15 protein-coding genes and 1 tRNA gene are annotated in these 12,186 nt (G+C 55.2%); 15 read left to right on the forward strand and 1 reads right to left on the reverse strand.

The genetic code is table 11. The features are described 5' to 3' along the window. Positions 1-28: 28 nt before the first annotated feature. From cobT to B9G99_RS14500, 15 genes are all read left to right on the forward strand, one after another. Positions 29-1,060, forward strand: a complete 1,032-nt coding sequence (cobT, locus tag B9G99_RS14435) for a nicotinate-nucleotide--dimethylbenzimidazole phosphoribosyltransferase (protein ID WP_086623504.1) — start codon at positions 29-31, stop codon at positions 1,058-1,060. After that, positions 1,057-1,839, forward strand: coding sequence for an adenosylcobinamide-GDP ribazoletransferase (gene cobS, locus B9G99_RS14440; RefSeq protein WP_086622787.1), 783 nt, complete (start codon positions 1,057-1,059; stop codon positions 1,837-1,839). Before cobT ends, cobS begins: the two co-directional genes overlap by 4 nt. Further along, positions 1,832-2,353, forward strand: coding sequence for a bifunctional adenosylcobinamide kinase/adenosylcobinamide-phosphate guanylyltransferase (gene cobU / locus B9G99_RS14445; protein WP_086622788.1), 522 nt, complete (start codon positions 1,832-1,834; stop codon positions 2,351-2,353). The genes cobS and cobU overlap by 8 nt, the downstream gene beginning before the upstream one ends. Next, on the forward strand, positions 2,350-3,009 hold the full coding sequence (locus tag B9G99_RS14450) for a histidine phosphatase family protein (protein ID WP_158521514.1): 660 nt from the start codon (positions 2,350-2,352) through the stop codon (positions 3,007-3,009). Before cobU ends, B9G99_RS14450 begins: the two co-directional genes overlap by 4 nt. 37 nt (positions 3,010-3,046) lie before the next feature. Further along, positions 3,047-3,988: an adenosylcobinamide-phosphate synthase CbiB gene (cbiB, locus tag B9G99_RS14455; protein WP_086622790.1), complete on the forward strand. Its 942-nt coding sequence runs from the start codon at positions 3,047-3,049 to the stop codon at positions 3,986-3,988. Next, positions 3,985-5,094, forward strand: a complete 1,110-nt coding sequence (locus B9G99_RS14460) for a threonine-phosphate decarboxylase (protein ID WP_158521515.1) — start codon at positions 3,985-3,987, stop codon at positions 5,092-5,094. Before cbiB ends, B9G99_RS14460 begins: the two co-directional genes overlap by 4 nt. Beyond that, on the forward strand, positions 5,091-5,735 hold the full coding sequence (bluB, locus tag B9G99_RS14465; protein ID WP_086622792.1) for a 5,6-dimethylbenzimidazole synthase: 645 nt from the start codon (positions 5,091-5,093) through the stop codon (positions 5,733-5,735). Before B9G99_RS14460 ends, bluB begins: the two co-directional genes overlap by 4 nt. A gap of 257 nt (positions 5,736-5,992) precedes the next feature. Further along, complete coding sequence (locus tag B9G99_RS14470) at positions 5,993-6,517, forward strand: hypothetical protein (protein ID WP_086622793.1); 525 nt, start codon at positions 5,993-5,995, stop codon at positions 6,515-6,517. Positions 6,518-6,571: 54 nt separating this feature from the next. Beyond that, positions 6,572-6,727: a YqaE/Pmp3 family membrane protein gene (locus B9G99_RS14475; protein ID WP_086622794.1), complete on the forward strand. Its 156-nt coding sequence runs from the start codon at positions 6,572-6,574 to the stop codon at positions 6,725-6,727. A gap of 67 nt (positions 6,728-6,794) precedes the next feature. Next, positions 6,795-7,457 (forward strand): metallophosphoesterase, encoded by a 663-nt coding sequence (locus B9G99_RS14480; protein ID WP_086622795.1) that lies wholly within the window; start codon positions 6,795-6,797, stop codon positions 7,455-7,457. Positions 7,458-7,537: 80 nt separating this feature from the next. Further along, positions 7,538-7,614: transfer RNA gene (locus tag B9G99_RS14485), tRNA-Pro, on the forward strand. A 161-nt stretch (positions 7,615-7,775) separates the two neighbouring features. Next, positions 7,776-7,916: a hypothetical protein gene (locus B9G99_RS16850; RefSeq protein WP_158521516.1), complete on the forward strand. Its 141-nt coding sequence runs from the start codon at positions 7,776-7,778 to the stop codon at positions 7,914-7,916. A gap of 148 nt (positions 7,917-8,064) precedes the next feature. Continuing rightward, complete coding sequence (locus tag B9G99_RS16780) at positions 8,065-8,418, forward strand: hypothetical protein (RefSeq protein ID WP_148663962.1); 354 nt, start codon at positions 8,065-8,067, stop codon at positions 8,416-8,418. Positions 8,419-8,881: 463 nt separating this feature from the next. Further along, on the forward strand, positions 8,882-9,721 hold the full coding sequence (locus tag B9G99_RS14495; protein ID WP_086622797.1) for an alpha/beta fold hydrolase: 840 nt from the start codon (positions 8,882-8,884) through the stop codon (positions 9,719-9,721). Positions 9,722-10,027: 306 nt separating this feature from the next. Beyond that, positions 10,028-10,810 carry an amidohydrolase gene (locus B9G99_RS14500; protein WP_086622798.1) on the forward strand — a complete coding sequence of 261 codons (783 nt, stop codon included), beginning with the start codon at positions 10,028-10,030 and terminating at the stop codon, positions 10,808-10,810. A gap of 60 nt (positions 10,811-10,870) precedes the next feature. Here B9G99_RS14500 and B9G99_RS14505 read toward each other — a convergent pair whose 3' ends face one another. Continuing rightward, positions 10,871-12,163 (reverse strand): ATP-binding cassette domain-containing protein, encoded by a 1,293-nt coding sequence (locus B9G99_RS14505; protein WP_148663963.1) that lies wholly within the window; start codon positions 12,161-12,163, stop codon positions 10,871-10,873. Between the last annotated feature and the right edge of the window lie 23 nt (positions 12,164-12,186).

The raw sequence follows: 12,186 nt of genomic DNA on the forward strand, positions 1-12,186 counted from the left end.
TTTGTGCATGTTTAACCGAGTCAATGTCATGACCTTTAATATTTCGCCCCCTGATGATGCGAACGATGCCCGTATTCAGGCGCACATCGACAGTCGGCTGAAACCCCCGGGATCGTTGGGCACGCTTGAGACTACCGCGGCATCGCTGGTACGTATTATGGGGCCTTCAAAAAAGAGCATCGATGCACCGATCATGCTGATTTTTGCCGGCGATCATGGCGTGGCGCTTGAGGGGGTTTCCATCGTTGATCCTTCAACGACACAGCTGATGGTGCATCAATTCCTTGAAGGCCATGCCGCCATCAATATCTTTTGCCGGCAGGCGGGGCTGCCGCTGAAGGTTATCGACTGCGGGACGCTTACAGAGCATGAGCCGCATCCGGATCTCGTCAGCCATCGGCTGGGCGAGAAGACGGCGCCTTTTCACCGTGAGCCTGCGATGACGCTCGAACAGCTTGAAACCGGTTTCGACAACAGCCGGCGGCTGATCGATGAGCTTCATGCCGATGGCTGCGATCTGATCGCGCTGGGAGACATGGGGATCGGTAATACGACCAGCGCCAGCGCGCTGATGGCGGCGATTACGCATCTCCCCTTTGACACGTGTATCGGTGCCGGCAGTGGCGTTACGGCCACGATCATGAAGCGAAAGCAGGACATCGTGCTGCTCGGGCTTCAGCGCCATGCCCAGGCCCTTCAGGATCCTCGACTGACACTGGCAGCACTGGGCGGATTCGAAATCGTCAGTATGGTAGGGGCCATTCTGGCCGCTGCTGAGAAGGGCATGGTCATTCTGGTGGATGGTTTCATTACGACCGTGGCCGCACTTTGTGCCTGTCGCATCGCGCCGGAGGTGCGGGGCTATCTGATTTTCTCGCATTGTGGCGATGAGCGCGGTCATCGACCGCTGCTGGATCAGCTTGATGCCGTACCGCTTTTGGATATGGGACTTCGGCTCGGAGAAGGGTCGGGAGCAGCACTGGCTCTGCCGCTGCTGCGCTCGGCACTGGCCTTTTATCATGAACTGGGCTCGCTCGAAGAGGTTGGCCTGACGCTATGAGTCGTGAGGGGCTGGCCCGTCAGTGGCAGTGGGTCTGTCTGGCGGTGAGCTTTTTAACCCGCCTTCCGGTGCCCATTCCCGGCGAGGTCAATGCACAGGCGCTGGGTCGCTGCCATCGCTGGTTTTCGCTGGTCGGGGCATCGATCGGTCTGGGGCTTGCTCTGGTCTACTGGGGCCTTGAACAGGTACTTCCTTTCTCCATCGCGGTGTTCATGACGCTGCTACTGTCGCTCTGGCTGACCGGTGCCCTGCATGAGGACGGCCTGGCAGACTGCATGGATGGTCTTGGCGGCGGCCGGACGGTGGCACAACGCCTGGCCATCATGAAAGACAGCCGGGTGGGCAGCTACGGCGTGCTGGCGCTGATCGCGAGTCTGATCGGACGATGGCTGCTGCTGAGCGCCCTGGCACAGCAGGAGGCCGGGCTTGTGATGATGGCATTGGTCACCGCTCATGCCCTGAGCCGTGGGCTGGCAGCGTTCATGATGGGAGTATTGCCGTATTTGCGCTGTGATGCAGACAGCAAGGTTCATGCACTGACCGGTCACCACCGCGCTAGTGATTTTGCCTGGCTGGCGGGCATTGCTGCACTGGTGGCGGTGCTTTCCGCCGGTGCCGCTTCGGGCAGCGTCCTGCTTCTGGTAACAGCGTTGTCTGGATGGTTACTGTATCGCTGGCTGAAACATCAACTTGGCGGTGTGACAGGAGATACGTTGGGCGCCGTTCAACAAATCACCGAAATGTTTTTATATTTAGTGCTGGTGATGATGCATGCATGAGCTGATTCTGGGCGGCGCGCGCAGTGGCAAGAGTGGCCATGGCGAATCACTGGCCGTAAAAAGTGGTCTTGAAGTGACCTATATCGCCACGGCACAGGTGCATGACGATAGTGAAATGCACGCACGCATTGAAGCCCACCGTATGCGAAGGCCGCCCCACTGGGCGCTTGAAGAAGCGCCACTGGCATTGGGCGATGCCATCGATCGGCATGCACGAACGGGTCGTCTGCTGCTGGTGGACTGTCTGACCCTTTGGCTGACCAATGTTTTACTCGAGGGTGATGAGCGATTCATTCATGAACAGGGTCGACTGCTGGAGGCCCTGGAAAGGGCGCCCGGTCGAGTGATAATGGTCAGCAATGAAGTAGGGCAGGGAGTGGTGCCCATGAATGCCCTGTCGCGACGTTTTGTAGATGAGGCCGGTTATCTTCATCAGACGCTGGCATCGAGATGCCAGCGTGTCTGGTGGGTGGTTGCCGGACTTCCTCAGTGTCTCAAGGACAAACCGGTATGACATTTCAGACACTGATGATTGACTGTCTGCGCCATGGTGAGTGTGAGGGGCCGCAGCAGTGCCTGCGTGGGCAAACCGACGTAGCCCTGAGCAAGAACGGGCGCCGCAATATGCTGGCGGCCGCACGAGCCTTGCCCCGCCCCCATGCGATTATCAGCTCACCGCTGATTCGCTGTGCCAGTGCAGGAAAGGCTTTGGCCAAAGAGTGGGAGATACCCCTGTATACCGTCCCTGACACCATGGAAATGAACTTCGGTGCGTGGGATGGGATCGACACACATGAATTGCTGCAGCATTCCAGACCTGCGCTGGAACAGTTCTGGGCAGACCCTAGAGCATTTCCACCACCGCAGGGCGAAACGGTTGAAGAATTCCTGACGCGCATCGAGCGGGGCTGGCAAAGTATTATCGAAAAGGGAATAGCGCTGGCAGACACTGCCTGTCAGCGCAAGCAGGCACCGTTACGTCTTCTGGTTTGTGGCCATGCCGGCGTTATCAAAAGCTGGGTGGCTATGCGATTGGGAATGTCGATGCCAAAAGGTGACTGGTTGCATCAATTGTCACTACCCTACGCCGCCGTCGCGCGAATACGCGTCGATATTGATCGACAGGATCACCAACGGTTTGAGCAGCTTTGCCATCTGGGGCAACCATGATGTGTAATTACCAGACAAAATTATACCGTTATCTACAATGTGGTTAACTATTCTATTAGCAATTCTAGTTGATCAACTATGGGGGGAACCTCGACGGTTTCATCCTCTTGTCGGATTAGGGTGGTGGATCTCTACTGTTGAAAGACACATTCATGATTCGGGTCTTTCAAATACCAGGGCATTGATTGCCGGTCTGTTCGGATGGTGCCTGGTCATTACTCCAATCATGCTGGCTATTATCTGTCTCGACCATCTCCTTGAAGGTTTCTGGCACGGCCTGCTGGCCATTTTGACGCTTTACCTGGCCATCGGCCGCAAAAGCCTTGTCGAACATGCTCAGCGTGTCTATCAGCCACTTTTGGAAAATGATCTCGATACGGCACGTCAGCAGGTGGGTATGCTGGTCAGTCGGGATACCCGGCAACTCGATGCTTCCGACATATCGCGTGCAACCTGTGAGTCCGTACTTGAAAACGGCAGCGATGCGCTGTTTGCTGCGATTTTCTGGTTCGCGGTTGCCGGGGTTCCCGGCGTCGTGCTTTATCGGGTGGTGAATACGCTGGATGCCATGTGGGGGTATCGCAGCGAGCGTTATCTTTATTTTGGACGTGTTGCGGCGCGCATCGACGACATCATGAACTGGGTGCCGGCTCGCTTGACGGCGCTATCCTATGCACTGGCCGGGTGGCACTGGCGCACGCCAAAAAACTTTTTCGGCGTGGCCATGCGATGCTGGTGGCAGCAGGGTAGAAGCTGGAAAAGCCCCAATGCAGGACCCGTGATGGCAGCAGGGGCCGGAGCGCTGGGCATACAGCTCGGGGGCGGCGGCATTTATCATGGCCGCCATGTCGCAAGCCCGGTGCTTGGTGCCGGGCGGTCTGCCGAGGCAGTGGATATCGAACGTGCCTGCAGGCTTGTTTTGCATGCGCTGCTGATATGGCTCGCCGTACTTTTCATCGTGACATGGATAGGGTCATGACCCGCGTTTTCGACACACTTCCAGTCCACGGTGGCAGGTTGTCTGACGTCAGTCGTCGTTACGGTATCGAGCGAGGAGATTGGCTTGATCTCTCTACCGGCATCAACCCCTGGCCCTATCCGATCACACCCATCGATGCGAGAGCCTGTCAGGCTCTGCCGGATCATGATCTGGCCCTCCTTGAGACATCGAGCCGATATTATCTGGGATCATCGCTTCAGGTCGACGGTGATGACCGAGACGCCCTGACACTGTTCAATATTCCCGGCTCGCAGTGGGCCATCGAGCAATTGCCGCACTGTGTCGAATCAGGCATCGTGGCACTCCCCAATATCGGGTATCGAGAACATGAGTGGCGCTGGCAGCAGGCCGGTCATCAAATCAGGCGTTACGATGCCGATCATCCCGAAAGCGTCATGGATTTGCCTGGTTCAGATCATCTGCGTGCCATGGTTGTCATCAATCCCAACAATCCCGGTGGGCAGCATATTGCGCCCTGTGATCTGCGTGCTCTTGCTGCGAGCCTTCAGCAAAAGGGTACCGTCATGGTCGTTGATGAGGCCTTCGTGGATGCAACACCTGAGCAGAGTCTGCTGCCGAATATCGCTGATAACGTCATCATATTGCGCTCGCTGGGCAAGTTCTTCGGTCTGGCCGGGTTACGGCTGGGCGCTGTTATCGGAAAGACGTCATTAACTGCCATACATCAATTGTCTGCCTTGCAGGGACCCTGGAGAATAACCTCACCGTCTCAGAAGGCTGGTGCGGAGGCCCTTGAAGATCATTTCTGGCAGCGCGCCATGAGGGCAACACTCAAGCGTGCCAGCCATCAACAGGGCGCATGGCTTGAAGCGCGGCTCAATGCACATGGTGACATCGAGCGCTGGCGCCAGAGTGCGCTTTTCAACGGGTTTGACATGGAATTTGATCGCGCGCGTCGCTGGCACGAGGCCTTGTTATCTCAGGGGGTGCTGACACGTTTATGGGAGGTCAGTGAGCAGCGGGCCATCCTGCGTTTCGGACTACATGATGAAAGTCCACGGGCGATACAGCATCTCGAACAGGCCATGTCAAAGGCCAATAAAGCTACCGGGAGGCCATCATGAGCCAACATGCCTACAGTGATGAAGAAAAGGCCGCGGTCTATCGCGCCATTAAAGAGCGTCGGGATATGCGCCATTTCCTGCCTGACCCGGTGGACCCGGAGGTCATACAGCGCATGCTTGAAGCTGCGCATGATGCACCCAGCGTAGGATATATGCAGCCGTGGCGATTTATCTGCATCCGCGATCCTTCCTTGCGTGAGGCCATGGCGCAGCTTGTCGATGAAGAGCGTCAGGCGACGGCGCAGGCGCTCGACGAGCGTGGTCAGGCATTTCTGGAGCTCAAGGTAGAAGGCATTCGTGAGTGCCCGGAGCTCTGGGTCGTCGCGCTTTGTGATGCCAGAGAGCAGTATGTATTCGGGCGACGTACCCTCAACGAAATGGATCTGGCCTCGGCCAGCTGCGCCATTCAAAACCTTTGGCTGGCAGGGCGTGCCGAGGGCATCGGTGTTGGCTGGGTTTCCCTTTTTGATCCCGAGGCGCTCAAATCACTGATTCACGCCCCCAAAGGGGCCTGGCCCATCGCCATTCTCTGCATCGGTCATGTTGACGCCTTTTACGATGCCCCCATGCTGGCGCAAAAGGGCTGGGATCAGCGTCGCTCCCTGACCACGCTGATCAGTATCGATACGTGGCCCGAATAAACACTTTGATCATTTTATGACCCGCTATTTTGAATGTTGCCATCTGATCATTCGCTTACAAGCGTGCGTTACTGCCATTGAATCATTCAGGAGATGTTGTACCGCTGACACCTTGTGATCAATTTCAGGGATAAAGTCGCATGATTCAGACGTCACGGCCAAGGCTGACTCAACCGATTGCCGTCAGATGATTTATCAAACCATGATATCGACTATATTGATTTGTGCAGGACTTATTGACTCAAGGAGGATGCTGCATGTCTTTTATTAAAAAAGGGGCCACCACGCTGGCCATCGCAGGTGCCATGTTTGCCGTGGCGGGCTGCTCAAGCTCCGAACCGAAACAGCAGGATCCCAACATTGATAGCGTGATCCAACAGTCCGAGCAGGGCTATCGCAATACTACGGTTGGTTATACCTTTACCTATCCTGAAAACTGGCAAAACAGCGTCGTCGAGCGCGATACATTCGAATGGAACAACCAGCGTGTCGACGCTCAAAACATGGCCGTTTTCTATTACAAGAATTTCGAGCTTAACAGCACTCCCGAACCGTTGCTGGCACTGGCGACCTATCCTCAGCAGGAGTGGGAACAAATGCAGCGTCAGGCAAGGGATCGCGTTGGCTCGACGCCGGCTCATGTCATTGGCACCAAAAACGATCAGGTGCTGGTCGCCTATATCAATACACAAAATCCCTATGATGCCGGATCAAGTCAGGGTCAGGAGTACGCTCGTCATGTACTGACGCCAGGCCAGGTCCAGAACGCCATCAGCTGGTAAAATATCCTTTGGCAGAGCTTCCTCTCCGGGGGCTCTGCCTTTGAGATAGCGCCCATGGATCCGGTTACCCTGATTGTTCTCTCCTTTCTACTACCTCCACTGGCGGTGTATCTGGCCGCCGGTTTTGGCGATGCCTTCTGGCTTAATCTTCTGCTTACTCTCATGGGGTATGTCCCCGGCATCATTCATGCGTTGATCGTTGTCATATGACAGGTCAAAACAATCACACGTTTCGTTTATGATGCGGCCCTTGTTCAACACTTATCGGAGTTCATGAATGCTCAAGCGATTCGAACGCAATGACAGTGGTCATGACTATGTCGTTGGCGATCTGCACGGGCATTACGCATTACTCGAGCGTGAATTGACCCGAGTCGATTTCGATACCGGCAAGGATCGCCTTTTCAGCGTGGGAGATCTGATCGATCGAGGTCCTGAGTCGCTTAAATGTCTGGAGCTGGTTCATCAGCCCTGGTGTTATGCAGTGACAGGCAATCACGAAATGATGGCGCGTAACGCCCTGTTTGATAACCACTGGGGGCAGTGGCTGAGTAACGGGGGGGAGTGGTCTCAAAGCCATGACAAGGTCACTCTGAGAAACCGCCTTGCCGAGGCCATGATGAAGATGCCTCTGGCCTTTGAAATCGAGACCGCTCATGGCGTTATAGGCATTGTCCATGCCGAGCCCCCAAAAAACTGGGCAGACATTCGCAAGACGTCTCGAGAAACACTTCTCTGGTCGCGACAGCGCATCGAGTCAAACAACCAGACTATCGTGTCCGGTATTGACGGTGTTGTGGTTGGACATACCCCGGTGCCTGAGCCCAGAACGCTCGGAAACGTTCGCTATATCGATGTCGGGTCGTTTTTTAGTGGTCGAATCTGTCTGGAAAAACTTGAAGACATCGCCAGCATGATGAAAAAGAGCCCGAATCCCTGAATGATCGTGAATAGCCTCTTTCCTTTTGCATAACAGTGATGTAGGATACGCCCCGTTCTCGCGGATATTGAGAGCAGCGTCGGGGCGTAGCGCAGCTTGGTAGCGCGCCACAATGGGGTTGTGGAGGTCGCAGGTTCGAATCCTGTCGCCCCGACCAAAAGTTTGATGAAAAGGCCGCTTTCGGTTAATTACCGAAGCGGCCTTTTCGTGTCCAGACGCTGGCCATCGTGGTATTTCTCTTGTGCAATACAGAAACTTTCATGCCGCCGATCTCTGTTCGGGATGAAGGAATGATTCAATGAACGAGGAGAGCAGGCGATGAAAAAGCTTCCCGGAATGGTGGTCGGTACCATCGTAGGTCTGGTGGCCTGGTGGCCAACCCAAAGCATGGCATCTGCCATTCTTCTTGGCATCGCCTGCGGTGTTGCCTGGGATCTCTGGCGAAAGCGCGGATCATAGGGCAGGCAGTACCATTGAAGTAGAGTTACCTGCGAAAATAGTAGGGACAAGGCTTGCATGTCGCAGTTATGCTGATGCGCGCGGCCGATAATCTTGTCTGCCGCTTAAGAATTTTTAATCCTCAGTCATCGCAGGCCAGGAGAAAAGCGTGACTCGTCAATTGAAAAGTGCGGCACGAGGGCTGGCCATCACGGCAGGTCTCGCCATATTGTCAGGTTGTTCTCTTTTTTCTTCAGACAAGCCGGAAAACGCCGCCGCCGTACCACCACCTCCGCCTCTGGTCGGATATAGCGGCATGAGCATGTGCCAGCCTTATAGTGACAAACTCTGGGGAAATTTTCTGATGATCGGTGAAGTCGTCTCCGTTGATTCTCCTCAAAACATGCACATCAACGTCCTGCGCGCCGAAGCCATGGAGCATCCGGCCATCCAGATGACCGGCTATCCACGTCAGATCATCGATCAGCGTCACAAGTGGTACCCCTGCAAGGGGCAGGGGTGAGTCGCGGTGTTGAATTTGACAATGGATCTGATTGCCAGACCTCAACCAGATTTACACATAAATGCGATATACTTTCTGCATTCGATTACTGCTTGATGAGGAGCAGTGACTGCTGGCTTATCCTGACTAAACGGCTGGCAGTCCAAACCTCACACCGCCTCCTTGAGGCGGTTTTTTTTGCTTCACTCGATGAACGACATACTATCTCAAATAAAAATTATTCTCTTTTGCATTGATTTCCTTTTCAGAATCGTCCAGAGTATTTCTCAGACGCCAAGGCGTCTGATTCATTTCGGTATGTCAGGTGCTGAAGTGAATTCTCTCCTCATCATCAGGTCCTTTCGCCGCCTTTCCTCTGGAAAGGCGGTTTTTTATGGTTTCAAGCCCTCACATGCAGGCATCGAAACGCTGAGCTATCCTGCGGTTATGACACGATACATGCACCTGCAACGGAGACCGATTCATGGCTTATGCCAATATTGTCGATAGCAGCAACAATGTCATCGACCTCTATTATCAGGATTGTGGGGAAGGACCGGCGGTTGTGCTGATTCATGGGTGGCCACTGAGTCATCGCATGTGGGAATACCAGATCAATGCCCTGACAGAAGCCGGCTATCGCTGTATCGCCTACGACCGCCGCGGGTTCGGTGACTCGGAAAAACCATGGCAGGGATATGACTACGATACGCTTGCCGATGATCTGGCAGGGCTTCTGGAGCATCTGGACATTCGGGAGGCAACGCTGGTCGGCTTCTCGATGGGCGGAGGCGAGGTGGCCCGCTATCTGGGGCGCCATGGCAGCAAGCGGGTCAGCCGAGCGGTACTGATTGGTGCCGTAACGCCTTACATGCTCAAGACCGAGGACAACCCTGAAGGGGTGGATCAATCCATTTTCGATGACATGCTGGCCAATGTAAAAGCAGACCGCCCCGGTTTCCTGGGAGGATTCGGCAAGCTTTTCGTCAATCATGAGGGTTCGGCGCCTACGCTTTCCAATGAACTTCTGGCCTACAACCAGAGCATTGCCAACTTTGCGTCTCCCCGAGCCACACAGGAGTGTATCAAGGCTTTCGGGTTTACGGATTTTCGCCAAGATCTGGAAAGCATCGATGTGCCCACACTGGTGATTCACGGTGATGATGATCAGATCGTGCCGCTGGCTGCGAGCGGTCAACGCTCGAGTGACATGATCAAAAATGCTCGTCTCGAAGTTGTGAAAGATGGCCCGCACGGTCTTAACTTCACTCACGCGAAGGAACTCAACACCCTGTTGATCGACTTTCTCAAGAAAGGGCGTTAACGAAACAGGGGAAGGCCATAATGGCCTTCCCCTCTAGAAGAAAGTCGACCAACAAGGGCGCTGGTCGGCGGGGCGCAACACGTATCACTGTTACCGGAGGTTGTGCTGAGCCCAGTCAACTTCCTGTTGCCGTCGGACTTCCTGTCCATGTGCTTCCCTGCACCATTTTCTTTTCTTTCCCGGCAGGGACACCATGGCCTCTCAAGATGACAGGAATGTGATAACGCTACTGTCTTTGACCAAAGGAGGAATCGATCAGCAGTGTTCATCCTTCTTTAACATGCCTGCAAGCACTGGATCATCGTCATGAGTGAATTAAGAACCACACTGGTACAGGCCGATCTGCGTTGGGAAGACATTGATGCCAACTGTCATCTGCTCGATGAATGGCTACAGGATGTCAACACCAGCGACCTGATCGTTTTACCGGAGATGTTTGCTACCGGCTTTACCATGGCACCGGAGCGCATGGCGGAGTCCATGCAGGAAAGCAGGGCCGTCGCATGGATGCAAAAAACCGCTCAGTCCCACAATGCCGTCGTGACCGGAAGCGTCGCCATCGAAGAGAATGGTCACTATTTCAACCGTCTGATCTGGGCGCGACCTGATGGCACCATGACGACCTACGACAAGCGTCATCTGTTTCGCATGGGCGAAGAAAATGAACACTATGCGATGGGCAATGAGCGCGCCCTTGTTTCGCTGAACGGTTTCAATATCTTGCTGACCGTCTGCTATGACCTTCGATTTCCCGTCTGGCTGCGCAATGTTGACTGTGAATATGATGTGCTGCTTTGCGTAGCCAACTGGCCTTCGGCGAGACGTCTTCCCTGGCGTACGCTGCTGCAGGCGCGCGCCATCGAAAACTCAAGCTACGTGATTGGTGTCAATCGTGTCGGTGACGATGCCCGAGGTTTGAACTATAGCGGCGATTCGATGCTGATCGACTACCGGGGAGATGCCTTGATCGATGAGGCGCCTGATCGCGCCTTTGTGAGAACCGGCGTGATCGGCAGACAGAGCCTTGAAGATTTTCGTGAAAAATTCCCCGTTCATCACGATGCTGATCGGTTTACGTTACATCCCTGAGGCCAATCGCCAGCATGACAAAAGCTCCGACGATGGTGTTCGGGGCCTTTTTCGGCCGACTCAACGAAATGCGGCTTCTATAAGCTGGCGTGTATAGCCATGACATGGCTGCTCGATTACATCACGTGTTACGCCATGCTCGACCATCTCGCCGTCCTTCAGCACGATCAGGCGGTGGGCCATGGCACGAACCACGGCAAGGTCATGGCTGATAAAGAGATAGCTGATCTGGCGCTCGCGCTGGAGCGTGCGCAGCAGTTCGATCAGTTGACGCTGGACAGTGCGATCCAGTGATGAGGTCGGCTCATCGAGCACCAGAATACGCGGGTGCAGAATCAACGCTCTGGCCAGTGCAATGCGAGCACGTTGTCCGCCGGAAAATTCGTGCGGATAGCGCTCGAGTGCCTTTTCTGTCAAACCAACGCAGGAAAGCGACTGTACGACCTGCTCGCGCAGCGTTTCACGGTGCAACTCGGGGCAATGAAAGCGCAGCCCTTCGCTGACAATCTCTTCAATGGTCATGCGCGGTGACAGGGCACCAAAAGGGTCCTGAAACACGATCTGCATATGCCGACGTTCTGATCGCAGCGCGCGGCTGCCAAGGCGATCGAGCCGGGTATCGCTCAGCCATATTTCGCCACTGGAGGGCACCAGCCGCAACAGTGCCTGAGCCAGAGTGCTCTTGCCGGAACCGGACTCCCCGACAATCCCAAGTGTCTCTCCCTGTTTCAGGGTCAGAGAGACTGAATTCAGTGCCACGAAGGGCGCCGGACGTGACCTGAAAAGCACTTTTGGCTTTTGAAAGAGCACTGACAGATCACGCGCCGACAATATTTCTGGTGCCAGTGTTGGCACAGGCGGCGGCGCGCCTTCCGGTTCAGCTTCAATCAGTGCCTGAGTGTAAATACTGGTTGGGCGTGACAGGACCTCACTGGTTACACCGGTTTCCTGCACTCGACCATGGTGCAGTACGCAAACTCGATCCGCCCAGTGACGCACAAGGTTGAGATCATGCGTGATCAAAAGCATCGCCATGCCCATGGAGTCAGCGAGTTCCCGCAGCAGCGCAAGAATCTCCCTTGCCACCGTGACATCAAGCGCGGTCGTGGGCTCATCAGCGATCAAAAGCTCCGGGTGATTGGCGATGGCCATGGCGATCACCACTCGCTGACGCTGCCCGCCGGAGAGCTCATGCGGCCATGCATTGATCAGCTGCTCGGGGCGCGGCAGACGCACCTGCTGCATCAGCTCGATGATGCGCTCGCGCAGTGCGCGACCGCGAAGCGGTTGATGCAGGGTAATGGCCTCGCCAATCTGGCGACCAATGCGATGCAGGGGGTTAAGGGCACTCATCGGTTCCTGAAAGACCACGCCAA

It is taken from the genome of Kushneria konosiri (assembly GCF_002155145.1).
Lineage (GTDB): Bacteria > Pseudomonadota > Gammaproteobacteria > Pseudomonadales > Halomonadaceae > Kushneria > Kushneria konosiri.

Excerpts from the sequence above, each read along its gene's own strand:
- cobT (WP_086623504.1), top strand. The coding sequence starts at position 29 with ATGACCTTTAATATTTCGCCCCCTGATGATGCGAACGATGCCCGTATT.
- cobS (WP_086622787.1), top strand. The coding sequence starts at position 1,057 with ATGAGTCGTGAGGGGCTGGCCCGTCAGTGGCAGTGGGTCTGTCTGGCG.
- cobU (WP_086622788.1), top strand. The coding sequence starts at position 1,832 with ATGCATGAGCTGATTCTGGGCGGCGCGCGCAGTGGCAAGAGTGGCCAT.
- B9G99_RS14450 (WP_158521514.1), top strand. The coding sequence starts at position 2,350 with ATGACATTTCAGACACTGATGATTGACTGTCTGCGCCATGGTGAGTGT.
- cbiB (WP_086622790.1), top strand. The coding sequence starts at position 3,047 with ATGTGGTTAACTATTCTATTAGCAATTCTAGTTGATCAACTATGGGGG.
- B9G99_RS14460 (WP_158521515.1), top strand. The coding sequence starts at position 3,985 with ATGACCCGCGTTTTCGACACACTTCCAGTCCACGGTGGCAGGTTGTCT.
- bluB (WP_086622792.1), top strand. The coding sequence starts at position 5,091 with ATGAGCCAACATGCCTACAGTGATGAAGAAAAGGCCGCGGTCTATCGC.
- B9G99_RS14470 (WP_086622793.1), top strand. The coding sequence starts at position 5,993 with ATGTCTTTTATTAAAAAAGGGGCCACCACGCTGGCCATCGCAGGTGCC.
- B9G99_RS14475 (WP_086622794.1), top strand. The coding sequence starts at position 6,572 with ATGGATCCGGTTACCCTGATTGTTCTCTCCTTTCTACTACCTCCACTG.
- B9G99_RS14480 (WP_086622795.1), top strand. The coding sequence starts at position 6,795 with ATGCTCAAGCGATTCGAACGCAATGACAGTGGTCATGACTATGTCGTT.
- B9G99_RS16850 (WP_158521516.1), top strand. The coding sequence starts at position 7,776 with ATGAAAAAGCTTCCCGGAATGGTGGTCGGTACCATCGTAGGTCTGGTG.
- B9G99_RS14495 (WP_086622797.1), top strand. The coding sequence starts at position 8,882 with ATGGCTTATGCCAATATTGTCGATAGCAGCAACAATGTCATCGACCTC.
- B9G99_RS14500 (WP_086622798.1), top strand. The coding sequence starts at position 10,028 with ATGAGTGAATTAAGAACCACACTGGTACAGGCCGATCTGCGTTGGGAA.
- B9G99_RS14505 (WP_148663963.1), bottom strand. The coding sequence starts at position 12,163 with ATGAGTGCCCTTAACCCCCTGCATCGCATTGGTCGCCAGATTGGCGAG.